The organism is Mesorhizobium sp. P2_D6 (genome assembly GCF_056404315.1).
Window position 1 is genome coordinate 52,999 of record NZ_JBFUEG010000006.1, and the last position, 23,895, is coordinate 76,893.

27 protein-coding genes are annotated in these 23,895 nt (G+C 64.0%); 16 read left to right on the forward strand and 11 right to left on the reverse strand.

All coding sequences use genetic code 11. From position 1 onward, the window contains the following. The first annotated feature begins 1 nt into the window (after position 1). Positions 2 to 1,435 (forward strand): ribosome biogenesis GTPase Der, encoded by a 1,434-nt coding sequence (gene der, locus AC1D1L_RS14575; protein WP_477342279.1) that lies wholly within the window; start codon positions 2 to 4, stop codon positions 1,433 to 1,435. 252 nt (positions 1,436 to 1,687) lie between these two features. Here the strand turns inward: der and AC1D1L_RS14580 are convergent, their stop codons facing one another. After that, positions 1,688 to 2,608 (reverse strand): LysR substrate-binding domain-containing protein, encoded by a 921-nt coding sequence (locus AC1D1L_RS14580; RefSeq protein WP_477342281.1) that lies wholly within the window; start codon positions 2,606 to 2,608, stop codon positions 1,688 to 1,690. Between the two features lie 117 nt (positions 2,609 to 2,725). Here AC1D1L_RS14580 and AC1D1L_RS14585 point away from each other — a divergent pair, with 117 nt between their 5' ends. The 7 genes from AC1D1L_RS14585 (at position 2,726) to AC1D1L_RS14615 (ending at position 8,301) form a co-directional block, all read left to right on the forward strand. After that, positions 2,726 to 4,039 carry an MFS transporter gene (locus tag AC1D1L_RS14585; protein ID WP_477342283.1) on the forward strand — a complete coding sequence of 438 codons (1,314 nt, stop codon included), beginning with the start codon at positions 2,726 to 2,728 and terminating at the stop codon, positions 4,037 to 4,039. Between the two features lie 138 nt (positions 4,040 to 4,177). Continuing rightward, positions 4,178 to 5,362 (forward strand): cell wall hydrolase, encoded by a 1,185-nt coding sequence (locus AC1D1L_RS14590; RefSeq protein WP_352584505.1) that lies wholly within the window; start codon positions 4,178 to 4,180, stop codon positions 5,360 to 5,362. Positions 5,363 to 5,626: 264 nt separating this feature from the next. Further along, positions 5,627 to 6,019: an AtpZ/AtpI family protein gene (locus tag AC1D1L_RS14595; RefSeq protein ID WP_477342285.1), complete on the forward strand. Its 393-nt coding sequence runs from the start codon at positions 5,627 to 5,629 to the stop codon at positions 6,017 to 6,019. A gap of 62 nt (positions 6,020 to 6,081) precedes the next feature. Then, positions 6,082 to 6,840 carry a F0F1 ATP synthase subunit A gene (locus AC1D1L_RS14600; protein ID WP_112567034.1) on the forward strand — a complete coding sequence of 253 codons (759 nt, stop codon included), beginning with the start codon at positions 6,082 to 6,084 and terminating at the stop codon, positions 6,838 to 6,840. Between the two features lie 68 nt (positions 6,841 to 6,908). Then, complete coding sequence (locus AC1D1L_RS14605) at positions 6,909 to 7,133, forward strand: F0F1 ATP synthase subunit C (protein ID WP_006206606.1); 225 nt, start codon at positions 6,909 to 6,911, stop codon at positions 7,131 to 7,133. A gap of 66 nt (positions 7,134 to 7,199) precedes the next feature. Beyond that, complete coding sequence (locus AC1D1L_RS14610; protein WP_477342287.1) at positions 7,200 to 7,799, forward strand: F0F1 ATP synthase subunit B; 600 nt, start codon at positions 7,200 to 7,202, stop codon at positions 7,797 to 7,799. A 10-nt stretch (positions 7,800 to 7,809) separates the two neighbouring features. Beyond that, positions 7,810 to 8,301, forward strand: coding sequence for a F0F1 ATP synthase subunit B (locus tag AC1D1L_RS14615; RefSeq protein ID WP_477342289.1), 492 nt, complete (start codon positions 7,810 to 7,812; stop codon positions 8,299 to 8,301). A 293-nt stretch (positions 8,302 to 8,594) separates the two neighbouring features. Here the strand turns inward: AC1D1L_RS14615 and AC1D1L_RS14620 are convergent, their stop codons facing one another. Both AC1D1L_RS14620 and AC1D1L_RS14625 read right to left on the reverse strand, forming a co-directional pair. Beyond that, positions 8,595 to 9,290, reverse strand: coding sequence for a ribonuclease HII (locus AC1D1L_RS14620; RefSeq protein ID WP_477342291.1), 696 nt, complete (start codon positions 9,288 to 9,290; stop codon positions 8,595 to 8,597). A 153-nt stretch (positions 9,291 to 9,443) separates the two neighbouring features. After that, complete coding sequence (locus AC1D1L_RS14625) at positions 9,444 to 10,598, reverse strand: PA0069 family radical SAM protein (RefSeq protein WP_112567023.1); 1,155 nt, start codon at positions 10,596 to 10,598, stop codon at positions 9,444 to 9,446. Positions 10,599 to 10,748: 150 nt separating this feature from the next. Between AC1D1L_RS14625 and AC1D1L_RS14630 the strand changes: the two genes are divergently transcribed. Together AC1D1L_RS14630 and AC1D1L_RS14635 are read left to right on the forward strand one after the other, a co-directional pair. After that, the gene (locus AC1D1L_RS14630; protein ID WP_352584516.1) at positions 10,749 to 11,252 is read left to right on the forward strand and encodes a glycosyltransferase; all 504 of its coding nucleotides are present in this window, start codon (positions 10,749 to 10,751) and stop codon (positions 11,250 to 11,252) included. 209 nt (positions 11,253 to 11,461) lie between these two features. Continuing rightward, positions 11,462 to 12,436 carry a hypothetical protein gene (locus AC1D1L_RS14635; RefSeq protein ID WP_477342293.1) on the forward strand — a complete coding sequence of 325 codons (975 nt, stop codon included), beginning with the start codon at positions 11,462 to 11,464 and terminating at the stop codon, positions 12,434 to 12,436. Here the strand turns inward: AC1D1L_RS14635 and AC1D1L_RS14640 are convergent. The 7 genes from AC1D1L_RS14640 to AC1D1L_RS14670 form a co-directional block, all read right to left on the reverse strand. After that, positions 12,426 to 12,854, reverse strand: coding sequence for a GFA family protein (locus AC1D1L_RS14640; protein WP_477342295.1), 429 nt, complete (start codon positions 12,852 to 12,854; stop codon positions 12,426 to 12,428). The two genes, AC1D1L_RS14635 and AC1D1L_RS14640, sit on opposite strands and share 11 nt — an antisense overlap. Before the next feature lie 128 nt (positions 12,855 to 12,982). Continuing rightward, the gene (gene moaB / locus AC1D1L_RS14645; RefSeq protein WP_477342297.1) at positions 12,983 to 13,537 is read right to left on the reverse strand and encodes a molybdenum cofactor biosynthesis protein B; all 555 of its coding nucleotides are present in this window, start codon (positions 13,535 to 13,537) and stop codon (positions 12,983 to 12,985) included. After that, positions 13,524 to 14,417, reverse strand: a complete 894-nt coding sequence (locus tag AC1D1L_RS14650; RefSeq protein ID WP_477342299.1) for a 4-(cytidine 5'-diphospho)-2-C-methyl-D-erythritol kinase — start codon at positions 14,415 to 14,417, stop codon at positions 13,524 to 13,526. The genes moaB and AC1D1L_RS14650 overlap by 14 nt, the downstream gene beginning before the upstream one ends. Positions 14,418 to 14,443: 26 nt before the next feature. Continuing rightward, the gene (locus AC1D1L_RS14655) at positions 14,444 to 14,629 is read right to left on the reverse strand and encodes a hypothetical protein (RefSeq protein WP_112567004.1); all 186 of its coding nucleotides are present in this window, start codon (positions 14,627 to 14,629) and stop codon (positions 14,444 to 14,446) included. Positions 14,630 to 14,701: 72 nt separating this feature from the next. Next, positions 14,702 to 15,559 carry a S49 family peptidase gene (locus AC1D1L_RS14660; protein WP_477342302.1) on the reverse strand — a complete coding sequence of 286 codons (858 nt, stop codon included), beginning with the start codon at positions 15,557 to 15,559 and terminating at the stop codon, positions 14,702 to 14,704. Between the two features lie 178 nt (positions 15,560 to 15,737). Then, positions 15,738 to 16,532, reverse strand: coding sequence for a tRNA1(Val) (adenine(37)-N6)-methyltransferase (locus tag AC1D1L_RS14665; RefSeq protein WP_477342304.1), 795 nt, complete (start codon positions 16,530 to 16,532; stop codon positions 15,738 to 15,740). Beyond that, positions 16,532 to 16,756, reverse strand: a complete 225-nt coding sequence (locus AC1D1L_RS14670; protein ID WP_112567065.1) for a putative signal transducing protein — start codon at positions 16,754 to 16,756, stop codon at positions 16,532 to 16,534. Before AC1D1L_RS14670 ends, AC1D1L_RS14665 begins: the two co-directional genes overlap by 1 nt. A 222-nt stretch (positions 16,757 to 16,978) precedes the next feature. On the opposite strand from AC1D1L_RS14670, the gene AC1D1L_RS14675 reads away from it, so the two are divergent. From AC1D1L_RS14675 to AC1D1L_RS14695, 5 genes are all read left to right on the forward strand, one after another. Then, positions 16,979 to 17,995, forward strand: a complete 1,017-nt coding sequence (locus AC1D1L_RS14675; RefSeq protein ID WP_477342561.1) for a polyprenyl synthetase family protein — start codon at positions 16,979 to 16,981, stop codon at positions 17,993 to 17,995. A gap of 87 nt (positions 17,996 to 18,082) precedes the next feature. Next, entirely contained in the window at positions 18,083 to 18,751 is a 669-nt protein-coding gene (locus tag AC1D1L_RS14680) for a GntR family transcriptional regulator (protein ID WP_352584527.1), read from the forward strand. 151 nt (positions 18,752 to 18,902) lie between these two features. After that, positions 18,903 to 19,502, forward strand: a complete 600-nt coding sequence (locus AC1D1L_RS14685) for a biotin transporter BioY (protein WP_477342306.1) — start codon at positions 18,903 to 18,905, stop codon at positions 19,500 to 19,502. 6 nt (positions 19,503 to 19,508) lie between these two features. After that, complete coding sequence (locus AC1D1L_RS14690; RefSeq protein WP_477342308.1) at positions 19,509 to 19,925, forward strand: DUF1284 domain-containing protein; 417 nt, start codon at positions 19,509 to 19,511, stop codon at positions 19,923 to 19,925. A 191-nt stretch (positions 19,926 to 20,116) separates the two neighbouring features. Continuing rightward, positions 20,117 to 21,895 carry a tetratricopeptide repeat protein gene (locus tag AC1D1L_RS14695; RefSeq protein ID WP_477342310.1) on the forward strand — a complete coding sequence of 593 codons (1,779 nt, stop codon included), beginning with the start codon at positions 20,117 to 20,119 and terminating at the stop codon, positions 21,893 to 21,895. A gap of 51 nt (positions 21,896 to 21,946) precedes the next feature. Here AC1D1L_RS14695 and AC1D1L_RS14700 read toward each other — a convergent pair whose 3' ends face one another. Continuing rightward, on the reverse strand, positions 21,947 to 22,408 hold the full coding sequence (locus tag AC1D1L_RS14700) for a GNAT family N-acetyltransferase (protein ID WP_203279072.1): 462 nt from the start codon (positions 22,406 to 22,408) through the stop codon (positions 21,947 to 21,949). A 319-nt stretch (positions 22,409 to 22,727) separates the two neighbouring features. Between AC1D1L_RS14700 and AC1D1L_RS14705 the strand changes: the two genes are divergently transcribed. Beyond that, positions 22,728 to 23,648 carry a glycine--tRNA ligase subunit alpha gene (locus tag AC1D1L_RS14705; protein WP_192256837.1) on the forward strand — a complete coding sequence of 307 codons (921 nt, stop codon included), beginning with the start codon at positions 22,728 to 22,730 and terminating at the stop codon, positions 23,646 to 23,648. Positions 23,649 to 23,895 lie beyond the last annotated feature (247 nt).

Consider the following 23,895-nt stretch of genomic DNA (forward strand, 5'->3'; position numbering starts at 1 on the left):
GATGAGCTTCAAAGTCGCCATTATCGGCCGTCCCAATGTCGGCAAATCGACGCTTTTCAACCGGCTGGTGGGAAGGAAGCTGGCGCTTGTCGACGATACGCCGGGCGTCACCCGCGACCGTCGCGTCCACGCGGCCAAACTCTATGACCTGCATTTCGACGTCATCGACACCGCCGGTTTCGAGGACGCGGCCGCCTCGACACTGCCCGGTCGCATGCGGGCGCAGACCGAGGTCGCCATCCGCGAAGCCGACCTGATTTTCTTCACCATCGACGCCAAGTCCGGCCTGTTGCCCGACGACCGCACCTTTGCCGAGATCGTGCGCAGGTCCGGCAAGCCGGTCGTGCTGGTCGCCAACAAGGCCGAGGCCAAGGGCGCCCAGGGTGGCATGCTGGAGGCTTGGGAACTTGGCCTCGGCGAGCCGATCCCGGTCTCGGCCGAGCATGGCCAGGGCATGCCCGACCTCCGCGACGCTGTCATCGATGCCCTTGGCGAGAAGCGCGCTTTCGACGAGGAAGAGAACGACGCCGAGGAAGAGGTCGCCGCCAGCGAGGTGCTGATCGGCGAGGACATCACCGATCCGGACGCCGAACCCGCCTATGACGACACCAAGCCGATGCGCATCGCCGTCGTCGGCCGCCCCAATGCCGGCAAGTCGACGCTGATCAACGCGCTGATCGGCGAGGAGCGGCTGCTGACCGGCCCGGAAGCCGGCATCACCCGCGATTCCATCTCCGTCGACTGGGACTGGCATGGCCGCCGGCTAAAGCTGTTCGACACTGCCGGCATGCGCCGCAAGGCCAGGATCCACGAAAAGCTGGAAGTGATGTCGGTGCAGGACGGCCTGCGCGCCATCCGCTTCGCCGAGATCGTCATCATCGTGCTCGACGCCACCATCCCCTTCGAGAAGCAGGACCTGCAGATCGCCGACCTGATCATCCGCGAGGGCAGGGCGCCGGTCATCGCCTTCAACAAATGGGACCTGATCGACAATCCGCAGGAGTTGCTGGCCGAACTGCGCGAGAAAACCGGGCGGCTCTTGCCGCAGGTGCGCGGCATCCAGGCGGTGACGGTTTCGGCCGAGACCGGCCGCGGCCTCGACAAGCTGATGGATGCCGTCATCAAGACGCACAAGGTGTGGAACAGCCGCGTTTCCACCGGCAAGCTCAACCGCTGGCTGGAAAGCATACTGGCGCATCATCCGCCGCCCGCCGTTGCGGGCCGCCGGCTCAAGGTCAAATATGTCACGCAAGCCAAGACGCGGCCGCCGGGTTTTGTCGTCCAGTGCTCGCGGCCCGACGCGATGCCGCAATCCTACGTCCGCTATCTCTCCAACAGCCTGCGCGAGGCCTTCGACATGCCGGGCGTGCCGATCCGTATAGCGCTGCGGACTTCGGACAATCCGTTCGCGGGGAGAGCGAACAAGCGCAAGTGAGGCAGCCGGCCTTTGGGCACGCCTTCGCTTCTGGGAATCCTCTGCAATGTTTGCGGGACAGCACCCCCCTCTGGCCTGCCGGCCATCTCCCCCGCAAGGAGGGAGATCAGCAGTTCGTTCTAACGGCGCCTTTCTTGCGGGATTGAAGATTCGCGAGAGCACTCGCGCCATGCAATCTCCCCCCTTTCGGGGGAGATGTCCGGCAGGACAGAGGGGGGTGTGCGGGAACTCGACGCCGGATGATCATCGCGTCTAAGCAACCGCCCTCAGCCTCTCATCCATCCTCGCACCCTCCGGCAGCGCCTCTATCGCCGCCTGCAACAATATGTCGGCCAGCCGCGCCGCAACCGGATCCAGTTCGGCGTCCTTCTGGTGCAGCACCAGCGCCATGGTCGGCAGTGCGGGCAAACCGAGCAGCTGCGGTGCCATCGCCCTGACATTGGCCGGCAGGCCGATATCGGTGCGGATCGTCAGGCCGAGCCCGGCGGCGACCGCCGCCCATATGCCGCCAAGGCTGGGGCTGGAGAAGGCCATCCGCCACGGCAGACCGGCGCGGTCCAGCGTTTCCGTCGTCACCGTGCGCAACAGGCAGGGCGCTTCGAGCGCCACCAGCGGCAGCGCTTCACCTTCGCGCAGGCTGGTCTCGATCAGCTTGGCCGGGCCGATCCAGCGCAGCTGCGCATCGCCGACATGTCGGCTGTAGGGCAGCGCCTGGCCGCTGTCCCAGGCCAGCGCAATGTCGAGATTGCCTGATGTGATCCTCTCGGCAAGTTCGTAGCTGCGCCCAATCCTGGCCTCGATTTTGACCTTGGGGTGCGCGCGGGCGAAGCGCCCGAGCACCTCCGGCAACACCGCCTCGCCGAAATCCTCCTGCAGGCCAAGCCTGACCCAGCCTTCCAGTTCGACGTCGTGGATGGCCGAGGCCGCCTCGTCATTCAACTCGAGCAGCCGTCTGGCGTAGCCAAGCATGGTCTCGCCGGCTTCGGTCAGCGCCAGGCCGCGGCCTGACTTGCGGAAGATCGGCGTCGCCGCCTGCTCCTCCAGCTTCTTCAGTTGCGCGCTGACCGCCGAGGTCGAGCGTCCGAGCCGGTCGGCGGCCTTGGCGAAGCTGCCGAGTTCCATGCCAGTGACGAAGCTTCTGAGGACATCAAGGTCGAAGGTTACGCGCCGCATGGAAACAATCCTGATTTCCGGGAATAATAGTCAAAAACTTCCCGATATTCGGGATGAAGTTATGGCGGTAGAGACAAGGCGTCAAGGGTCCGGAAGGGCCATTACAGGAGTTCCGCCATGTCGATTGCCGACGCAAATTGTGAGCAACGCCGGGTTGGTCGAGCCGCCGCCGCCACCGCCATTTCCAAGGCCGAACGATTTCGCGCCAATCATCGCTGGAAGGTGCTCGGCATCGGCGTTGCCGCCAATGCCAGTTTCTCCGCCACCTTCGCCGGCATACCGGCGGCGGCGGTGTTTCTGCGCTCGGGCTATCAGCTCTCCAACGGCAATCTCGGCCTCGTCCTCGGCCTCCTCGGCCTGGGGGTGGCCTTGAGCGAACTGCCCTGGGGCCTGCTCACCGACCGCTGGGGCGATCGCGGCGTGCTGTTGACCGGTCTCGGCGCGACGGCGTCCTGGCTTGCGCTGATGGCGTTTTTCATCGTGCCGTCGGCGACCTATGTGCCTGGCGTTGCCATGCTGGCCGCATGCCTTTTGGCCACCGGCCTGCTCGGCGGCAGCGTCAACGGTTCCAGCGGCCGCGCCATCATGGCCTGGTTCCATGAGGGCGAGCGTGGTTTTGCGATGAGCATCAGGCAGACGGCGGTGCCGCTCGGCGGGGGGCTCGGCGCACTGGTCCTGCCGTCGCTGGCATCGGCGCATGGCTTCGCGGCAGTCTTCGGGCTGCTGGCCGCCGTGAACGCTGTCTCGGCGCTGTTTGCCTGGCGCTGGCTGCATCAACCGCCCGAAACCGACCCGGAGATCGACAATGCCGGAGGCATTGCGACGACAAGGCCGGCCGGCCCGGCGCCGCTGCGCAATGTCGAGGTCTGGCGCATCGCCACCGCCATCGGCCTGCTTTGCTTTCCGCAGGTGGCGGTGCTGACCTTCGCCTCCGTCTTCCTGCACGATTTCGCCGGCATGGGCACGCTGACGATCAGCGCCAGCCTTGCCGCGGTGCAGACCGGCGCCATGATCATGCGCGTCTGGAGCGGCCGCTTCACCGACCGCCATGGCAACCGCCGCTGGTTCCTGCGCCTCTGCAGCGTGACGAGCGCGCTTGGCTTTGCGGCTCTCGGCCTGCTGGTCCTGGCGGCAGGAGCCACGCCGGGCGCGCACGCCGCGCTGATGCCGGCGATCGCGGTGCTGCTGGTCGTTGCCGGCATCTCGGTCTCGGCCTGGCATGGCGTCGCCTACACCGAGCTCGCCACGCTGGCCGGCGCCAGCCGCGCCGGAACCGCGCTCGGCCTTGCCAACAGCTTCGTCTTCATCGCCTTCTTCGTGGTGCCGATGGCCATTCCGGCATTGCTGCTCGTCTGGTCGTGGCCAGGCGTCTGGCTGGTCGGGGCGCTCTGCGCACTCATCGCCTGGCCGATCTTGCTGCGGCCCAACTGACCAATTTGACGGACCCGCGAACGGCGTTCCATTCCGGAGCAGTTTGAAAAAACACCATCGTTAACGTTAACCCCGCATCAAGGTTAATGCTTCATTTTGGCTCTCCAGTGGCTCAGTGGCGTTTCTGGAGAGTTCCCCGTGCATCGACGTGTCTTGAAGCGGCTGGCTGCCGCCGCCGGTGAGAAAAAACGTTCCTTCGTATCGCCACTGGTCATCGGGCTCGGCATCTGGATCGGCTTTCCGACCGTCGTCGCCTACCAGGACATGGGCAGCCTGATTTCCGGCCTCGAAGCGTCGGGCACCCGCTGGAATTCCTATGTCGAGCGCTCCGTCGCCGGTTCGGTCCATGCCGCTGAGATGCCTTTCATCGATTCCGTCACCACCGGTTCGCTTTCGGGCTCGGGCGTGCGCCTGCCCGGCGTTGGCAAGGTCTCGTTTCGCGGCAAGGGCAATGTCGCAGGCGTCACGCCCGACGAGGACCGCATCATGCGCGCCGACAAGAAAGGCCGCATCATCCAGGTCTCGCCGGTTGCGCCGCCGAAGAACTTCAATGCCGGCTCGATCTTCCAGCGCACCTCTTCGCTGCTGCGGCCGAGCATGGACAGCGGCCTGAAGCTGGCCTTCGCCAAGCCCGGCATCAAGGGCAAGGAAATCCAGATCGCCCAGGCCTTCCATACCAATGTGGACAAGAAGCCCGATCCCGGCGTGCCGGCCATGCTTGCCGCCCTCGTCAACAATGACAAGCCGGACGTGCTGGCCACCGCCTATGCCCAGGCCGAACCCGACTATGCCAAGGCCTCGCCCTTCGAGGCGTTGCTGCAGGACGAGGAGCCGAACAGCGGGCGCTTCATTCCGCCGATGGCCAAGGGCGATCACTCGTGGATCCAGAACCCGCTGCCGGCCAGCGTCTTCTCCAAGAAGGAGCAGGCCTGCCTTGCCAACGGCATCTATTTCGAGGCGCGCGGCGAATCCGTGCGCGGCCAGGCCGCCGTCGCGCAGGTCATCCTCAACCGCGTCCGCAATCCGGCCTATCCGAACTCGATCTGCGGCGTCGTCTACCAGAACGACAACTGGCTGAACCGCTGCCAGTTCTCCTTCGCCTGCGACGGCCGCAAGAAGCGCATCGAGAGCCCCGCCAACTACAAGGTGGCGCAGGATGTCGCCATGGCGGTCACCGCCGGCAAGATCTTCATTCCGGAAGTCGGCTCATCGACCCATTACTACGCCAACTATGTCCATCCGGGTTGGGCCCGCACGATGCAGAAGATGACCAAGATCGGCCTGCATATCTTCTACCGCACCTATGGCGGCGGCTGGAGCTGAGCCCTCTGGGCTGCCGTCTGTTACGAGCCGCAAAAGCCCCCGGGCGCCGAAATCGGACGCCGGTCGCCGGAGGGATTCGGGGCATGTGCCGACCCCATAGTGCCGGGCACGATGTCGCACCTCGGCAAGAGATTGATTTCATTAGAAAAAATACATGACTTTGAAGTCCCGCCCGTGGCTTGACGGGCGCGGACCCTCTAACTATGTTGCCGGCGACTTTAGAAGCGGACGGACGGTAACGGTCTGACCGGGCAGGGGGGTTCGATGGCCGACAAGAATGGGCCACACGGAACCGGAGAAACCGGCCGCGGCGGCAAGCACGAACCTGACATCCGCGATGAAGACCTTGAGCGCCGCCGGCGTGAGCTTGGAGCATCGCTTGCGACAAGACGGCCGGATCGGCTAGAGGGGAATGACGGCGCGAAGGCGACGGCCGGATATGGCCAGGCGCTCAAGCTGTCCAGCGAGTTTATCGCCGGGATAGTGGTGGGTGTGGGCCTTGGCTGGTTTCTGGATCGTGTGGCGGGAACCTCGCCATGGGGTCTGGTCGTCGGCTTGCTGCTGGGCTTTGGCGCCGGCGTGCTCAATGTCCTGCGTTCGGCAGGTGTTGTGGCGGAATTCGGAAAAAGCGAGAAGTCGCGCGATCCGAAAGAATGAACTGGCGCCGTCAACGGCGCATAAGGACACTGAGGCCGTTCGCGGCTTTGACGGGGATGCAAATGGCTGCTGACAAGGTCGATCCGATCCACCAGTTCCATATCGTCAAGCTGATTCCGATCAACATCGGCGGCTATGACCTGTCCTTCACCAATTCGTCCCTGTTCATGGTTGCGACCGTGCTCGTCGCATCGGCGTTTCTTTACCTCTCTACCTCGAGCCGCAGCCTTATTCCCGGGCGCCTGCAGTCGGTCTCGGAAATGGGCTACGAGTTTGTTTCCAACATGCTGCGCGACGCCGCCGGAACGCAAGGGATGAAGTTCTTCCCCTTCGTGTTCTCGCTGTTCATGTTTGTCCTTGTCGCCAATCTGCTTGGCCTTTTCCCCTACTTCTTCACCGTCACCAGCCACATCATCGTCACCTTCGGTCTCGCCGCCCTTGTGATCGGAACCGTCGTTGTCTACGGCTTCACGAAACACGGCCTGGGCTTCCTCAAGCTGTTCGTGCCGCATGGCGTTCCGGTCTTCCTGCTGCCGCTGGTGGTGCTGATCGAAGTGATTTCCTTCGTCTCGCGCCCGGTCAGCCTTTCGGTGCGTCTGTTCGCCAACATGCTCGCCGGTCACATCACGCTGAAGGTGTTTTCGGGCTTTGTCGTCAGCCTCAGCGCGCTGGGCGCCGTCGGCGTCGCTGGTTCGGTGCTGCCGCTGGCCATGGCGGTCGCGCTGACGGCCCTTGAATTGCTGGTCGCCTTCCTGCAGGCCTACGTCTTTGCCGTGCTGACCTGCATGTATCTGAACGACGCCCTGCATCCCGGGCACTAATCGAGAGTTTCCGGCATCGGTCGCCGGATGGAATTGCAACGAATTACAGATCCAAAGGAGTTTTAAAAATGGACGCAGAAGCAGCAAAGTACATCGGCGCCGGTATCGCTTGCCTGGGCATGGGCGGCGCGGGCATTGGCCTCGGCAACATCTTCGGCAGCTACCTGGCGGGCGCCCTGCGCAATCCGTCGGCCGCCGATGGCCAGTTCGGCCGCCTGATTTTCGGCTTCGCCGTGACCGAAGCTCTGGGCATTTTCTCGCTTCTCATCGCGCTTCTCGCCCTGTTCGGCTGAGCACTCGAGAAGATTGGACAGGCCGGCCGCTACCCTGCGGCCATGCCTGATATCAGGGGATAGTCCATGTTCGTGACATCTGCCTTTGCGCAAGAGTCCGCACCCGCCGCCGAAGGCGCTCATACCGGCACGGAAGGCGAAACGCATTCCGGCACCGGCGTGCCAGCCGAGGCGCACGGCACGTTCCCGCCATTCGATCCGGCGACGTTCCCGTCGCAGCTTCTGTGGCTGGCGATCACGTTTGGGCTGTTCTACCTGTTCTTGAAGAAGGTGGTGATGCCGCGCCTCGGCGGCATCCTCGACGTGCGCAGCGATCGCATCACCCAGGACCTCGACCAGGCCGCCAGGCTGAAGGGCGAGGCTGACGCCGCCGTTGCCGCCTACGAGCAGGAATTGACGGAAGCCAAGGCCAAGGCCAACGCGATCGGCCAGCAGGCCAACGACGCGGCCAAGGCCGAAGCCGAAGCTGCCCGCAAGAAGGTCGAGGCCGCGCTCGACAAGAAGCTCGGCGAGGCCGAGGCCAGCATTGCTTCCATCAAGGCCAACGCCATGAAGGAAGTCGGCACGATCGCCGAGGACACCGCTTCGGCCATCGTAGAAGCGCTTGTCGGCGGCAAGACCGGCAAGGCCGAGATCGCGGCGGCCGTCAAATCCGTGGCCCGCTGAGGAGCACATCATGGACGCCACATCGCTCGCGACGCTCTGGGCCACCGTCGCCCTTATCATTTTCCTCGGCATCGCCGTCTACATCAAGGTACCGGGGCTGATGGCCAAGGCGCTCGACGCCCGTGCCGCCAAGATCAGCAACGAGCTTGATGAAGCCCGCAAGCTGCGCGAAGAGGCCCAGCAGCTGCTCGGCCAGTACCAGAAGAAGCGCAAGGAAGCCGAGCAGGAGGCCGCGGCAATCGTCGCCGCCGCCAAGCGCGAGGCAGACATGCTTGCCGCCGAAGCGCACAAGAAGACCGAGGACTATGTTGTCAGGCGCACCGCGCTTGCCGAGCAAAAGATCGGCCAGGCCGAGCGCGAGGCAGTCGCCGAGGTGCGCGCCAGCGCCGTCGACATCGCCGTCGAGGCAGCCCGCACGCTGCTTGCGGCCAAGGTCGATGCCAAGGCCGGCGCCGACCTGTTCAAGTCCGCGCTGCAGGACGTGAAGGCCAAGCTGAACTGAGTGGGTTTGAAGCCGCAAGCATGAAGCCGCCCGGGCAACCTGGCGGCTTTTTTGTTGAGCGCGGATAATCTCCCCCCTCGAGGGGGAGATGTCGCCGAAGGCGACAGAGGGGGTCGGTTCGACCGGGCGCGACGCTCTTTCTGCGGCCAAGAAAGGTCAGCGCTTCATGCGCGGCGACCCCTCTGGCCTACCGGACGTTCGTCGCTCGGAAAGCCAAGCAATGGCTTTCCGTCCGCTTCGCGGACCGCTCCTCAACCCCCACAAGGGGGGAGATCAGCAGTGCCGCCGCCGGCTCACTCCAACCCGGCAAAACCCTCTTCTTCCGCCACCTCAACCCCGCCCAGCCTGAACGGCGCGAACGACGCCCGGTGCAGCCTTGCCACCGGCCCATGCGCTTCGATCGCCGTCCGATGCCGGACCGTGGCGTAACCCATATGGACTTCGAACCCGTAGCGCTCGTGGTGGCTGCCGCAACCGCACATCATGCGGTCGCGCATCACCTTGGCGACGATCGAGGCGGCGGCGATCGACTGCGAGCGCTGGTCGCCCTTGATCAGCGCGCGCCCCTCGCAAATGAGACCCGGCGGTACGTCGCGGCCGTCGGCCAGCGCCAGCTTCGCCTGTATCGGCAGGCCGGCGAGGGCACGGCGCATCGCCTCCAGGCTCGCCTTGAGGATGTTGCTGCCGTCGATGCCTTCGGCGCTCACCGAGGCCATCGACACGCCGAGCGCGGAGCCGAGGATTTTCAGGAACAGCGCCTCGCGCTGCAAATGGTTGAGCCGCTTGGAATCGTCGAGGCCGTCGGGAATGTTGGCGGGATCGAGGATCACGGCTGCCGCAACCACCGGCCCGGCGAGCGGACCGCGGCCGGCTTCATCCATGCCTGCGACAGGCCACAGACCTTCGGCCATCGCCTTCGTCTCGAAGGAGAAGTCGGGCTTCTCGACGATTTCGAAAAGAAGCGGAGAATCGGAACGCGCGCGAGCCATGTTGCGGCGAGGTTCGCATCGGCTCCGATTCTCCGCAAGTCCCTCCAGGGTCGAGTGGGGCAAGACCGGGAGGGCACCGTCTGCAGGCCGGGGGACAGGCCGGACGGGATTTCTTCGCCTGCCCAGCCAACGATGGCGGGGCAGGGATGGTCTTCACAGCAGCATCAGCTGCTCGGTCGCATTGGCGGCGGCGACGAACTGGTCGGTCCTGAGCGTCCGCCGCTCGGCATTGAGGCCGAGCCGCTTGGCAGTAATCTCGAAACGTCGGCCGATCTGCCAGGCATAGGGTCCGGCGCCTTTCATGCGCTTGCCCCACTCCGAATCGTAATCCTTGCCGTCGCGCATCGAACGGATCAGCGACATCACGTGCCGGTAGCGGTCGGGATAGTGGCGCAGCAGCCAGTCCTTGAAGATCGGCGCCACTTCCAGCGGCAGGCGCAAGATGACATAGCCGGCTTCACGGGCGCCGGCAGCACGAGCCGAATCGAGGATGCGCTCCATCTCCTGATCGGTCAGGCCGGGGATGATCGGCGCCACCATGACCGAGGCCGGAATGCCTGCATCCGAAAGCTGCCTTATCGCCTCCAGCCGCTTGGTCGGCGTTGACGCGCGCGGCTCCATGGTGCGCGCCAGCATGCGGTCCATCGTCGTCACCGACAGCGCCACCTTGGCAAGCCCGCGTTCGGCCATCCGCGACAATATGTCGATGTCGCGCGTCACCAAGGCGGACTTGGTGACGATGCCGACCGGATGGCCGCGCGCCTCCAGCACTTCGAGGATCTCGCGCATGATCCGGTATTGCTTCTCGATCGGCTGGTAGGGATCGGTGTTGGTGCCGATGGCGATGGTGCGCGGCTGGTAGCCGTCCTTCGACAGTTCCTTGTCGAGCAGCCGCGCCGCATCCGGCTTGGCAAACAGCTTCGATTCGAAATCCAGCCCCGGCGACAGGCCCATGAAGGAATGGGTCGGCCGCGCGAAACAATAGACGCAGCCATGCTCACAGCCGCGATAGGGATTGATCGAACGGTCGAAGGAGATGTCGGGCGATTCGTTGCGGGTGATGATGGTGCGCGGCTTCTCGACCTGCACCTCGGTCTTGAACGGCGGCAGTTCCTCCAGCGAATTCCAGCCATCGTCGAACACATGCCGGCTGACGGGCTCGAAGCGACCGGATGGATTGATGCCGGCCGAACGGCCGCGGTTGCGGTCCGGACGGACGCGCATGCCGCTCTGTTCGATCATCGCATTGGCCATTTCGGCTCTTCCTGCCCCGAAGGCTGCAATGTCCGCACGCACGATATGTTCCATTTTCGCCCTCTCCCAGGGACTGTCGGCTGGCTGTCGATTCGGTCTGTTCATGAAAATAATCCTATTTTGCCGACGAGAACAAAGCAAGAACTTTTTTGTTGTGCAATGCAAAACTGGCGCTGCGCCAGGCTTTCCGCTATTCGGCTAAATATGCTCAGCGTTCTTATCGAAACCCGAGATGACGAAGAGGGCCTTGCCCGCACGCTCGCCTCGCTGATCGGCGGCGCGGTCGAGGGCGTGGTGCGCGATGTCATCGTGTGCGACACCGGCTCGACCGACCAGACGCATCGTGTCGCCGATCACGCCGGCTGCCATTTCGTCGCCGGCGGCATTGCCGCCGGGATCCGGCAGGCGAAAGGCGACTGGCTGCTGTTTCTGGAACCTGGCGCGCGGCTTTCGGAAGGCTGGATCGATGACGTTGTCGCCCACACGGCGCGGCAAACCATGCCGGCGCGCTTTTCCCGTTCGCGCGGCAGCCGCGCACCGTTCCTGGCGCGGGTGCTCCGGGGAAACCGGGCGCTGGCCGAAGGGCTGGTCATCAGCAAGCGCCAAGCTTCGTCCCTGGCTAAAAGCGCCCGTAGCGCCGAGGCCATCGCTCGTGGCCTGGCGACGAAGAGGCTCAATGCCGAGATCTGGGTGGCGCCGCCGAAGTAAGGTGCTTTTGCTCGGCCGTTCGCGGGCGCCCGAAGCTTTGCCCGTTCATTAGCTCGCGTGAATTTTGCAGGTGCGTTGTCTGTTGTGCATTGCACAAAATATGACACGGGGGTAGCATTCCCCTCAGTGCGGGACAATTGGGTTTGGGTATTGCCGGAGCGGTGAGCAACCGACGCTGTGTCGGCTGCCGTTCATACCTGAGGACCCCGATGAACCTTTCGACCGCTGACAAATCCGGCGCCGCCAGCCTGGAAGCCATCGCTCGCAATGGCAGCCTGCTCCGCCGCATCGCTGTGCGCATCCCGACCTATCTCAAGGATATGCGCGAGAACCCGGCCTGGCTGCCAATGTTCATGCTTGCCCGCACCATGCCGGCGCGCAAGCTGCACTGGCTGGGCGCCAAAGCCGCGCGCCCGGCGCAGAGTTTTGGAGCTACGATGTTCAAGGACGTCGAGCTCAACTCGATCGTCGAAACGCTGCGCAGCGATGGGTTGTTCTCTGGTCTGGTGCTGCCGCAGGCGATCCATGAGGAGATCGCCAGCTTCGCGCAAAGCACGCCATGCTTCGGCAATTTCGATCGCCGGCTCGAATTCATGCCTGGGGATCATGCCGAGGCAGAGAAGCGTTTCGGCCGTTCCTTGCTCAGCGGCCACTATTTCGAGCGCATCCTCGGCTGCAAGGCGGCGCTCGCCATCCAGAACGATCCGCTTCTGCTCGACATCGCCCAGCACTATCTCGGCGGGCAGGCAAAGCTGATCACCACGCGCGTCTGGTGGAGCTTTCCGACTGGCGAGGCCTCCGATGCCGACAAGAACCTTGCCTCCCTCGGCAAATACCATTTCGATCTCGACGACTGGCGGATGCTGAAATTCTTCTTCTACCTGAAGCCTTGCGATGCCGGCACTGGCCCGCATGTGTACGTCAGGGGCAGTCACAACATGCGCAGCCTCAAGCACCAGCTGACGCTGCTGGTCGGCCATCCGGCGGAAGAGGTGCTCAAGGTCTATGGCGACGATAGCCCGGTCACGCTGACCGGCGAGGCCGGTCTCGGCTTTGTCGAGGATCCGTTCGGCTTCCACATGGGCACCGTGCCGTCACGCACGCCGCGGCTGATGATGGAGGTCGGCTTCGGTGTGTCGCCGCCCTCGCGCCGCCGCTTCCACGGCGAACCGGTCATCCGCTGACCTTGATCTCCACCGGCATCCAGCGCGCCTGCCGTCGGGCGATGCGGCCCTCGCGGCTCTCGGCATCATAGTCCATTGGAACCGGCTCGCGGCTGAACCGCAGTCGGTCGTCCAGCGCATTGACGATGACGATCGCCCTGGGGTTGCCACCATCGGTGGTCACTGCCGCGACATAGACGCCGCAGTCGCGGCAGATGAGATAGTCGGCGGTGCGCAATCCGAACCGGTATCGGTGCAGTCGGGCTTCATCCTCGACGGAGACGATCAATCGTCCCTGCGGGTCAGCGGCAGCGCGCGAGCCATGCCTGACGCAGAACGCGCATTGGCAGGCGCGGATCTCCATGTCGGATGGTTCGATGCCAGTTTCGAATGTCAGGTGGATGGCGCCGCAATGGCAGCCGCCGCGATACGTTCTCATCGGATCATTCCGCCTTGAGTGACTTGGCCGCAGACTACGCCTTAGGCAACTCGCAGGAAATGACCTCTCGAAGGCGTAGCTGCCATTCCGCCTGACAAAGGCAGCGCTGAACGGCTATCCGCCTTGCTTTACGAGCCGGCCTTGCCGCGGCGCAAATGCTCGTCCAGGCGCGGCATGATCTCGACGAAGTTGCAGGGCATGTGGCGGTAGTCGAGCTGCGGCTTCAAGATGCCATCCCAGGCGTCCTTGCAGGCGCCGGGCGAGCCCGGCAGCACGAAGACGAAGGTGGCGTTGACGACGCCGCCGGTCGCCCGGCTCTGGACGGTGGAGGTGCCGATCTTGTCGTAGGAAATGCGATGAAACACTTCGGAAAAGCCGTCCATGCGCTTTTCGAAGATCGGCTCCAGCGCCTCCGGCGTCACGTCGCGGCCGGTGAAGCCGGTGCCGCCGGTGGTGATGACGACATCGATCTCCTTGTCCCGGGACCATGCCAGGACCGTACCGCGGATCTTTTCACGATCGTCGGTGACGATATCGCGGGCTGCCAGCACATGGCCGGCCTCGGCGATGCGGTCGGCCAGAGTCTGGCCGGATTTGTCGTCGGCGAGGCTGCGTGTATCGGAAACCGTCAGCACCGCGATGCGCACCGGGATGAACGGGCGGCTCTCGTCAATTTTGGCCATCGGCCCCCTCCGATGCGATGCTGCGCGTCGCTGCGACAAACCAGTCCGGTTCGCGGCTGCGGATTTCGGCCGCGGCGCGCTTGGCGACATTGCCGGTCTCGAACAGGCCGAAGCATGTCGCGCCGGATCCCGACATGCGCGAGAATCCCGCCCCGGCCCGGTTCAACAGGGAAAGCGCCCTGCCGATGGGCGGCTGTATCGCCTGCGCCGGGGCCTCGAGATCGTTGCGGGTGATCTCCAGCCAGTTGCGCATGCTGTGGAAGTCGAAGCCGCGCGGCAGCGGAGGCAGCCCTTCATTGTCCCGCTTCCCAAGTGCGTTGAACACGTCGGGCGTGGAAACGGCGACGCCGGGATTGACCAGCACCAAGGCGAGTGCGGGAAAATCCGGCACCAGTGACAGCTCGTCGCCGACACCGCGCGCGACAAGCGGTTTTGCGGAAAGACACATCGGCACATCAGCGCCGAGCGTGAGACCAATCCGCACCAGTTCGGCCTCGCCGATGTCGAGTTCCCAGGTCCGGACGAGACCGCGCAGCACCGCCGCGGCGTCACTCGAACCGCCGCCGACGCCGGAGGCGACCGGCAGGTTCTTTTCCAGCCGGATGGCAACCGGCGGCGTGCTCTGCTGGCCTGCCCGGCTGCGCAGCGCCTCGCGCGCCCTCACCACCAGATTGCTGTCGTCTATCGGCACGGAAGTCGCGTAGCGGCCCGCTGCGGAGAACCGATCGCTGTCGGCAGGTTCGATCTCGACCCTGTCGCCGAAGCGGGTGAAAACGACCAGGCTCTCAAGCAGATGATAGCCGTCGGCACGCCTGCCGGTGACATGCAGCGCCAGATTTATCTTGGCGGGTGCCAGCCATGTCCTGGCTGCGGCATCCACAGTGTCGGCTGTTGACGGGATGATGCTCAGTCCTTGGCCAGGCGGTATTCGCCGGTCTTGGGATCCTTGACCAGCGTGCCGTTGGCGCCGTTGGCCGCCTGCTTTTCGGTGCGCCGGACCTTGGCGGTCACGCGCTCGGCCTCGCGGATGAAGGTGCGGTAGCCGAAATAGGCGGCGGCGCCGACAATCGCGAAGAAAATGATCTGCGGCATCTCAAAACTCCTCCCTCGCAAGGCGGCAAGGCAGACTGTCAAGCCTTCATGCTAGACGCTTTCCCTGCTTTTTCAAAGCCCGAAGCGAGCCCACAATGCGCGCTCTTCCGCCGCATCGATCATGCCGCTGGCCGCAGCGGCAGCAATATCGGGCGCCGAAAAGTTCGAGCCGAACAGGCCGATGCGGCCGAACAGGCCGCGCGGGGCCGTGATCAGCCGAAGCTGGGTTTTCGCCCCGAAACGGGTCTTGAGCACGGTTCGCATATCGTTCAACGCATCGACAAGGCCAAGCTCCAGCCCCTTCTTGCCGGTCCAGAACAGGCCGGTGAACAGGTCCGGATCGTCCTTCAGCTTGGAGCCGCGGCGCTCCTTGACCAGGTCGATGAAGGTCTCGTGCACTTCGAGCTGCAGCGCCTTCAGGCGCTCGACATCTTCCTTCTTCTCCGGCTTGAACGGATCGAGCACTGCCTTGTTCTGGCCGGCGGTGTGGACACGGCGCTCGACGCCGATCTTCTTCATCAGCTCGGGAAAACCGAACGACGCCGAAACGACACCGATCGAACCGACGATGGAGGACGGATCGGCAAAGATCTCGTCGCCGGCGACCGCGATCATATAGCCGCCCGAGGCCGCCACATCCTCGACGAAGACCAGCACCTTCTTGTTCTTCTCAACCGCGAGATCACGGATGCGCTTGAAGATCAGCCGCGACTGCACCGGCGAGCCGCCGGGCGAATTGATCGAGATGGCGACCGCGGGCGCGTCGAACAGGAACGCCTTTTCGATAAGGGCGGCCGTGGAGGCGAGCGACAGGCTCGGCCGGAACTGGCCGCCGCCGGGCATGATGGTGCCGTGCAGCCTGATGACGGGAATGGTGACGACGCTGGAGCGCCAGGATTTCGGCAGCAGGCGGTTGAAAAGGCGTTTCACGAGGTGGCTGTCTCCAGTGGCAAAAGAGCAAGATAGATCAGTTTTGGAAGAAATTCCTCGGGCGGCGCGGATCTTGCTCTGGGCATGTAGGGATTTGCTGGCCAACGGCAATGCCGCGGTTTTGGGGCGAATGCATGTCGCGCTGCCGCTTTGCGGCAACGGAATGCTCAGCCCCAAATCAATCGCTGAACAGCGATGCCAGTCCGTTGTTGATCATCTCGGTCCGTTCCGACGGGCCGTCGCCCGTCTTGGCATGCAGCATCAAAGGCGGGCGGATCGACAATTTTCCACGCGCGCCGAGTGCTGCCCGCACGACAATGCGGATTGCTGCTGCTTCCGGGCGTGGGTGGACGGCCAGCATCTCGGCGTCGCCGAAGCGGCCCGCCAGCGCCTCGAGGAGATCGCCAAGCTGTTCAGGCCGCGCGATGACGGCCAGGCCACCGCGCGGCTTGGCGACCGCGGCCGCACTTCTGATCCAGCTTTCGAACAGGCCGTCTTCCATGACATGCGCCTGCCTGCGCAGCGGGTCAGGTGTGGCGCGGTCCTCGGAGGCGTTGAAGGGCGGGTTCATGATGACGAAATCGAAGGAATTGTCGGCAAGGCCGGCCTGCGTTCGCGCCCGGCCCGACAGCGTGACATCGGCTGTCAGCACCGAGGCGCGGTTGCCGAGATGCGCATTGCCGGGATGGGCGAGTGTCGTCGCGGCGAATCCCGCCATCTCGGTCGAGCGTTCGACAAGCACGACCTCAGCCGCTGGGCAGCGAGACAGCACGGCCAGGCCCGCCGCACCCGCGCCGGCGCCGAAATCGGCCAACCGCCCCGCAAAGGCGGACGGCACCGCCGCCGCCAGCATCATGGCATCCATGCCGGCGCGATGGCCGGTCGTGGGCTGCACCAGCCAGAAGCGCCCGCGATGGAAGGCATCGACCGTGTGTGCCGGCGTGTCACCGGCGAGGGCGCTCGCTTCAGCCATTATTTCTGGCGGATTTCGTTCTCGATGCCGGCGTCTTTCAGGATCCGCCGCGCCTGATCGGCCTGGTCGGCGTCGACCATGACGCGCTTCTGCAAAAGACCGATCGACCCTTCGAGTATGCTCATATTCTGATCGGCGACGAAGCAGGCAATCCCGGCATCGCGCATCAGCGATTCGACAAAGGAGATGATCACGGCATCGTTAGTGCGGACGAGTTCTATCATCGGACGAAGTTCGCAGGTTGCATCGTTGATGTAAACGCTGGAGCATGGTGCCGAAAAGTGTGAAGCGGTTTTCGGGCAACGCCATGCTCTATCTCGAATGTTGACACGTCGTCACCGCAGCCGCGCCAATTCGCCTCTTGCCGTGCCGGTATGTGCCGCCCTAGAGTCCGGGGTGGGACCAGGGTGCCGTCGCACACGTGATCAAGACGGGAGTGTTTGTTGGTGGGTGTCGTTCTCAACATCGAAAACGGGAAGCGGGAACCCGCTTCCATCAAGGATATCATCGAGCTGACATCAGCCGATATGGGCCGCGTCAACGAATTGATCCTGTCCAAGGCCGGCTCCGACGTCGAGATGATTCCGGAGGTCGCCAACCATCTGATCTCGTCGGGTGGCAAAAGGCTGCGCCCCATGCTCACGCTCGCCGCCGCCCAGATGTTCGGCTATTCCGGCGAGGGCCACGTCAAGCTCGCCACCTCGGTCGAGTTCATGCACACCGCCACGCTGCTCCATGACGATGTCGTCGACGAGAGCGGCATGCGCCGCGGCAAGAAGACCGCCCGCATGATCTGGGGCAACCAGGCCAGCGTGCTGGTCGGTGATTTCCTGCTCGGCCAGGCTTTCCGCATGATGGTCGATGTCGGCTCGCTCGAAGCGCTCGACATCCTGTCCAGCGCCGCCTCCATCATCGCCGAGGGCGAGGTGATGCAGCTGGCCGCCGCCAAGAACCTCGACACCACCGAGGACGAGCATTTCGCCGTCATCAAAGCCAAGACCGCCGCACTGTTCTCGGCCGCCGCCGAGGTTGGCCCAGTCATCGCGCTGGCGACGCGCAACGATCGCGCCGCACTACGCTCCTACGGCATGAATCTCGGCCTTGCCTTCCAGCTTATCGACGATGCGCTGGATTATGGCGGCTCCAGCCTGGATCTGGGCAAGAATGTCGGCGACGATTTCCGCGAGGGCAAGGTGACGCTGCCGGTGATCCTCGCCTACCGGCGTGGCACCAAGGCGGAACGTAGCTTCTGGAAGCGCGCCATCGAGGACAATGTCACCGACGATGCCGGGCTGGAAAAGGCGATCGGCCTGATGACCCGCCATGGCGCGATTGCCGACACGATCGGGCGAGCCCGCCATTTCGGCGAGATCGCCCGCGACGCGCTGGCGCCGCTTGAAGCGACGCCGCAGAAATCGGCGCTGATCGACGTCATCGACTTCTGCATCAGCCGGGTGAACTGACCGGCGCCTGGCGCGCCGAGCGATTTGCCGCGAAATCGCACAGCGGCCGGCTCGACAAAGCGGCAAGGGTCAAACTATCTATAAAACATGGCAAAGACCGCAGACGACACCATCGCCGTGCGCATCAGCAAGGTGCTCGCCGACCGCATCATATCGGGCGCGATCGAGCCGGGGGCCCGGCTGCGGCAGGATCACATCGCCGAGGAATTCCAGACCAGCCATGTCCCGGTGCGCGAGGCCTTCCGGCGCCTGGAGGCGCAAGGGCTGGCGATCGGCGAGCCCAGGCGCGGCGTGCGCGTCGCCTCCTTCGATCTCGGCGAGGTCAGGGAAGTCGCCGAAATGCGGGCGGCGCTCGAAGTTCTGGCGCTGCGCAACGCCGCGCCGCACCTGACGGCGGCCATTCTCAACCTTGCCGAAGAAGCCACAAAGGCCGGCGACAAATCCCGCGATGTCCGCTCCTGGGAGGAGGCCAACCGCACGTTCCACCGGCTGATCCTGGCGCCCTGCGGCATGCCGCGGCTCATCGCCACCATCGACGATTTGCATGCGGCAAGCGCGCGCTTCCTGTTCGCCGCCTGGCGTTCGGAATGGGAAATCCGCACCGACCAGGATCACCGCGCAATTCTCAGCGCACTCAGGCAAGGCAATATCGAATCGGCCGCTGCCACCCTTGGCCGGCACGTGCAGTGGATCGGCCAGAAGCCGGTCAAGACCGCCTCCGGCAAGATGCGCGAAGCCTTCGCCATCGTCGGCTAGGAACGCGAGACGCGGACCTACGATCATCGCTATTTCGGATGGCTCCCGACCTTTTTCAGGGCGAGGGGTTGCCTTCGCATCGTAAATATGGATTCGATAATAGATCGAACAACAAAACTATCTATAATTTCAAACCAGCAGGAAAGCCGCCATGACCGACATCGCCTTTTCGCCCTCCAAGCCCTCCTTCAGCCCGTTGCGCCTGCAGACCCGCTCGCTTGGCTGGCAGGTCGGAGCTGTCGTCCTCGGCACGCTGTTTCTGGCGCTGTCCTCCTACATCGAAGTGCCGATGGTGCCGGTCCCGGTAACCATGCAGACCTTCGCCGTGACGCTGATCGGCGCCCTCTATGGCTGGCGGCTCGGCGCCATCACCATCGCCGCATGGCTCGTCGAGGGCGCTGTCGGCTTCCCGGTTCTGGCCGGCGGCGCAGCCGGTATCCAGCATTTCGTTGGGCCGACGGGTGGTTATCTCTTCGCCTTTCCGCTTGTCGGGGCGCTTGTCGGCTGGCTGGCCGAGCGTGGCTGGAATGGCAGCCGCGTGCTGCTCGCCTTCGCCGCCATGGTCCTCGGCAACCTCGCCTGTCTGGTTCTCGGCACCGCCTGGCTCGCCGTCATGATCGGCCTCGAACAGGCCATCACCTTCGGCTTCCTGCCCTTCCTGGTCGGCGGCTTGCTGAAATCGGCGCTCGGCGCCGCGACACTCAAGCTCTTCTCCGGCAATAAGACCGAACCGGCTGGGAAGGCATCATAAGGACCGATGACCGTCAGACTGCGCTCCCATCATCTGCTTTGCCTGCTGACCTATGTCGGCAAAGGGTACAGCGCAGCTTTCATCGCCAACTATGACGCGATCGCGAAACGTCTTGGCCGGGGCGAGGATGTTCTGATCGTCTCCGGCCCAGACGACATCTGCCAGCCGATGCTCGGCGACGCCGAAGCCCACTGTTCGGGGGAAAGCGCCGCCGGCCGGGACGAGCTGGCGGCACGCGACGTCGGCAAACTGCTGGCCCGGCCGATCCAGCCCGGCGCCCGCTTCAGCCTCGACGCGGCAACGCTCGCCAGCCTGCGCGCGGCCTTTTCAACCGGCGTGACGCGTGACGCCTGCCAGGGTTGCGAGTGGGCCGGCCTGTGCAGCACTGTCGCGGCGGGCGGATATCGCGATGTCAGGCTGTAGCTCCCAACCCCGATCTGCTATTATCCCGAACCGACAGTGTGTGCGTCGCCATGGTTTGTTAATCGGGTGACCCGATTGTGAATTCGGCCCGGATTGAAGCCTGACCCCAAAAAGGCCATGCTTTGTCCGGAAACATCGAGTCTATGGCGGTCCCGCCTGTGTGCGGGTCGCGTCTGGCTGAAAGGGATACGATGCGGCAAGGACGTGCGCGCTGGCTCGCGGGGCTGGCAATTGTGGCAGGGATGGCGATTTCTCCGTTGCCCGCCTACGCCAAGGAATCGACCGACCCGGTCAAGATCACATCCTTCTCGGGCGCCTATCTCGCCGCCCGCATCGCCGAAGGCGACAACGACCTCGACAATGCCATCGCCTATTACAAGCAGGCGCTGGCTTTCAATCCCGGCGACACCTCGCTGCAGCAGAGCCTGATGCTGTCGCTGATCGCGCAGGGGCGCTTCGAGGAATCGCTTGTCTATGCCGACAAGCTCAAGGAAGTTCCCGATGTCGAGCGCTTCTCGCGGCTGGCGCTGGCGGTCGATTCCTTCCACAAGAAGGATTTCACCAAGGCGCAGTACTGGCTCAAGCTGTCGCTCGAATCCGATCTCGACCGGTTGATTTCCGGCGTCATGTCCGGCTGGGCACAAGAGGGCGCCGGCAATGCCACCGAGGCGATGGCCTCCATCGACAAACTGCAGGGGCCTGACTGGTTCGGCCTGTTCAAGTCCTTCCACCGCGCGCTGATCGCCGATGCCTCAGGCATGTCGGACAAGGCCGATGCGCTCTATGACGCGACCCTGACCGACACCACGGCCGGAGGTGCCGCGCCCGAGACATGGATGCGCAGCGCCCAGGCCTATGCGTCTTTCCTGGCCCGCAAGGGCGACAAGAACAAGGCGCTCTACGTGCTCGACAAGGCCGAGGCGTTCGCGCCGGGCAAGCTGGACATCCAGGCGCTTCGCGACAGGATCAGCAAGGGCGACAAGATCGAGCCCTTCGTCTCCAGCCCGTCGGAAGGCGCCTCCGAAATCCTGCTTGACCTCGCCATCGCGCTCAATCGCGGCGGCGGCGAGCCGTTCGTGCGCCTTTATCTGCAATATGCGCTGGCGCTGAAGCCCGACAGCGACGCCGCTTTGGTACAGCTTGCCGCCGTTGCGGAGCAGCTGAAGGACGGCGAAGGCGCCATTGCGCTTTACCGCCGCATTCCGGCCTCCTCGCCGCTGAAGGAGCTTTCCGACCTGCAGCTCGGCCTCAACCTTGCCGATCTCAACCGTCACGATGAGGCGATCGCCCATCTGAAGGCCTTCGTCGACGCCCACCCCGACGACATGCGCGCCTATCTGGCGCTGGGCGGGGTCTATGCCTCGAAGGAGGATTTCCGCTCCGCCGCCACCCTCTACGACAAGGCGGTTGAGGTGCTGAAGACGCCGACCAATGCCAACTGGAACATCTACTACCAGCGCGGCATCGCCTATGAGCGGCTGAAGGAATGGCCGAAGGCCGAACCGAATTTCCGCAAGGCGCTGGAACTGTTCCCCGACCAGCCGCAGGTGTTGAACTATCTCGGCTATTCCTGGGTCGACATGAACATGAACCTCAAGGAAGGCCTGGCGATGATCCAGAAGGCCGTCGATATCAGGCCGAGCGATGGCTACATCGTCGATTCGCTGGGCTGGGCCTATTTCCGCATGGGCCGGTTCGACGACGCTGTGCGTGAAATGGAGCGCGCCGTGTCGCTGAAGCCGGAAGATCCGGTGCTGAACGATCATCTCGGCGATGCCTACTGGCGCGTCGGCCGCAAGCTCGAAGCCACCTTCCAGTGGAACCAGGCGCGCGACCTGAAGCCCGATCCCGATGTGCTTGCCACCTTGCAGCAGAAGCTGATGAAGGGGCTGCCGCCGATCGAATCCAACACCGCGCAGGAAACCCCGAAGGTCAAGCCGGTCGCGCCGGCGCCCGCGCCGAAGGGGTGAGGCAAGTCATACGTCTGATTAAACGGGGCTCGCTGGGCCCCGTTTTTATTTTCAGAACATTTTTCGATAGACGACAAACCCCGAAAGCTCCCCGATCTTGTCGTAAAGCTTCATCGCCGTGTGATTGGTCTCGTGCGTCAGCCAGTAGACGCGGCCCGAGCCTGCGGCTTGCGCCCGCTCGTACACACCTTCGATCAGCGCCCGGCCAACGCCTTTGCCGCGCGACGCTTCGGTGGTGAAAAGGTCCTGCAGATAGCAGTTCGGCGAAATCGCCGTGGTGGTGCGGTGGTATAGATAGTGCACAAGGCCGAGAAGCTTGCCTTCGCTCTCGGCCACCAGCGCATGCATTGGCTCATAGGCATCGAAGAAGCGCGACCAGGTCATTGCGGTGATGTCGCCGGGCAGGGCGGTTTCTCCCGAGCGGCCGTAAAAAGCGTTGTATCCGTCCCACAGCGGCAGCCATTGTTCGTAATCCTGCCGCGTGACGGGGCGCACGATGGATTGGCCTTGCATGGCTGAACCTTTGTCGGTGGAACTGAGCTTAGCAGAAGGCCGCCGGCGCCGTCCGGCAATGGGCCAGCCGGAAGCAAAGCGTTCAACCTCTCGGGCAAGGCGGCGTAAGGCGCTGCCTTGACGCTTGCCGGCCCGGCAACTGGATCGGGCCGACGTTCGGTTGAATCGTCGACCTGATCCAGTTGCTTTTTAGAGCATGATCTCTGGACAAAACGTTTCCCGTTTTGTCCGAGAAAACCGGTTTCCACTTTTCGGGATCATGCTTTAAGGGAATGTCTTCTTTTTCGCGCTTTGCGAGGCCGCCGTGACGTCAGACCATATGCATCCCAGCCGCTCGTTCCAGGGGCTGATCCTGACCCTGCACAATTACTGGGCCGCCTATGGTTGCGTCATCCTGCAGCCCTACGACATGGAGGTCGGCGCCGGCACCTTCCATCCGGCAACCACGCTGCGCGCGCTCGGACCCCGCGGCTGGAACGCCGCCTATGTCCAACCCTCGCGCCGGCCCAAGGACGGACGCTATGGTGAAAACCCCAACCGGCTGCAGCATTATTACCAGTATCAGGTGATCCTGAAGCCCAACCCGCCGAATCTGCAGGAGCTCTATCTCGGCTCGCTCGAGGCGATCGGCGTCGATCCGCTGCTGCACGACATCCGCTTCGTCGAGGACGACTGGGCAAGCCCGACGCTGGGCGCCTGGGGACTTGGCTGGGAGTGCTGGTGCGACGGCATGGAAGTATCGCAATTCACCTATTTCCAGCAGGTCTGCGGCATCGAATGCGCGCCGGTGGCCGGAGAACTGACCTACGGTCTGGAGCGGCTGGCCATGTATGTGCAGGGCGTCGACAATGTCTACGACCTCAATTTCAACGGTCGCGAAGGTGCTGAAAAAGTCACCTATGGCGAGGTCTTCCTGCAGGCCGAACAGGAATATTCCAGGCACAATTTCGAATATGCCAACACCGCGATGCTGCTCAGGCATTTCGAGGACGCCGAAGCCGAATGCAAGGCGCTGCTCGCGGCCGGCGCTCCGGCCTCGAACGACAATCTGCCGATGCACCGCATGGTCTTCCCGGCCTATGACCAGTGCATCAAGGCCAGCCATGTCTTCAACCTGCTCGATGCGCGCGGCGTGATTTCCGTGACCGAGCGGCAGAGTTACATCCTGCGCGTACGCAATCTCGCGAAAGCCTGCGGCGAGGCGTTTTTGCTGACTCAAGCCGGCGGACTGGCGGCCTAGCTCAAGCCTGCGATTTGGATGGTGGCGGCGCTCGGCTTTGCGCCTTGAGCGCTTGCGCTATCGATCGTCCGCATGGCCTGTCGCACGCCCGGCATCGAGAAGGCGCCATGGGCCTGCGCGGTGAAACAGGCGCTGAGCGCGATGATCTGAAGAAGTCTCGATGCCGTTTTCATGGTCGTTCAGCCAATAGGTCCCTGCCTGAGCGTTGGTCGCTTCAGCGCTGCGTTTGGTTCATGGAAATCTTTGA

What these genes read in the sequence shown, in the direction of transcription:
- AC1D1L_RS14585 (WP_477342283.1), top strand. Translation starts at nt 2,726, where the DNA reads ATGTCGATTGCCGACGCAAATTGTGAGCAACGCCGGGTTGGTCGAGCC.
- AC1D1L_RS14615 (WP_477342289.1), top strand. Translation starts at nt 7,810, where the DNA reads ATGGACGCCACATCGCTCGCGACGCTCTGGGCCACCGTCGCCCTTATC.
- AC1D1L_RS14625 (WP_112567023.1), bottom strand. Translation starts at nt 10,598, where the DNA reads ATGGAACATATCGTGCGTGCGGACATTGCAGCCTTCGGGGCAGGAAGA.
- AC1D1L_RS14655 (WP_112567004.1), bottom strand. Translation starts at nt 14,629, where the DNA reads ATGCCGCAGATCATTTTCTTCGCGATTGTCGGCGCCGCCGCCTATTTC.
- der (WP_477342279.1), top strand. Translation starts at nt 2, where the DNA reads ATGAGCTTCAAAGTCGCCATTATCGGCCGTCCCAATGTCGGCAAATCG.
- AC1D1L_RS14690 (WP_477342308.1), top strand. Translation starts at nt 19,509, where the DNA reads ATGACCGTCAGACTGCGCTCCCATCATCTGCTTTGCCTGCTGACCTAT.
- AC1D1L_RS14620 (WP_477342291.1), bottom strand. Translation starts at nt 9,290, where the DNA reads ATGGCTCGCGCGCGTTCCGATTCTCCGCTTCTTTTCGAAATCGTCGAG.
- AC1D1L_RS14595 (WP_477342285.1), top strand. Translation starts at nt 5,627, where the DNA reads ATGGCCGACAAGAATGGGCCACACGGAACCGGAGAAACCGGCCGCGGC.
- AC1D1L_RS14695 (WP_477342310.1), top strand. Translation starts at nt 20,117, where the DNA reads ATGCGGCAAGGACGTGCGCGCTGGCTCGCGGGGCTGGCAATTGTGGCA.
- AC1D1L_RS14600 (WP_112567034.1), top strand. Translation starts at nt 6,082, where the DNA reads ATGGCTGCTGACAAGGTCGATCCGATCCACCAGTTCCATATCGTCAAG.
- AC1D1L_RS14605 (WP_006206606.1), top strand. Translation starts at nt 6,909, where the DNA reads ATGGACGCAGAAGCAGCAAAGTACATCGGCGCCGGTATCGCTTGCCTG.
- AC1D1L_RS14635 (WP_477342293.1), top strand. Translation starts at nt 11,462, where the DNA reads ATGAACCTTTCGACCGCTGACAAATCCGGCGCCGCCAGCCTGGAAGCC.
- AC1D1L_RS14640 (WP_477342295.1), bottom strand. Translation starts at nt 12,854, where the DNA reads ATGAGAACGTATCGCGGCGGCTGCCATTGCGGCGCCATCCACCTGACA.
- AC1D1L_RS14705 (WP_192256837.1), top strand. Translation starts at nt 22,728, where the DNA reads ATGCATCCCAGCCGCTCGTTCCAGGGGCTGATCCTGACCCTGCACAAT.
- AC1D1L_RS14630 (WP_352584516.1), top strand. Translation starts at nt 10,749, where the DNA reads ATGCTCAGCGTTCTTATCGAAACCCGAGATGACGAAGAGGGCCTTGCC.
- moaB (WP_477342297.1), bottom strand. Translation starts at nt 13,537, where the DNA reads ATGGCCAAAATTGACGAGAGCCGCCCGTTCATCCCGGTGCGCATCGCG.
- AC1D1L_RS14685 (WP_477342306.1), top strand. Translation starts at nt 18,903, where the DNA reads ATGACCGACATCGCCTTTTCGCCCTCCAAGCCCTCCTTCAGCCCGTTG.
- AC1D1L_RS14610 (WP_477342287.1), top strand. Translation starts at nt 7,200, where the DNA reads ATGTTCGTGACATCTGCCTTTGCGCAAGAGTCCGCACCCGCCGCCGAA.
- AC1D1L_RS14700 (WP_203279072.1), bottom strand. Translation starts at nt 22,408, where the DNA reads ATGCAAGGCCAATCCATCGTGCGCCCCGTCACGCGGCAGGATTACGAA.
- AC1D1L_RS14670 (WP_112567065.1), bottom strand. Translation starts at nt 16,756, where the DNA reads ATGATAGAACTCGTCCGCACTAACGATGCCGTGATCATCTCCTTTGTC.
- AC1D1L_RS14665 (WP_477342304.1), bottom strand. Translation starts at nt 16,532, where the DNA reads ATGGCTGAAGCGAGCGCCCTCGCCGGTGACACGCCGGCACACACGGTC.
- AC1D1L_RS14680 (WP_352584527.1), top strand. Translation starts at nt 18,083, where the DNA reads ATGGCAAAGACCGCAGACGACACCATCGCCGTGCGCATCAGCAAGGTG.
- AC1D1L_RS14580 (WP_477342281.1), bottom strand. Translation starts at nt 2,608, where the DNA reads ATGCGGCGCGTAACCTTCGACCTTGATGTCCTCAGAAGCTTCGTCACT.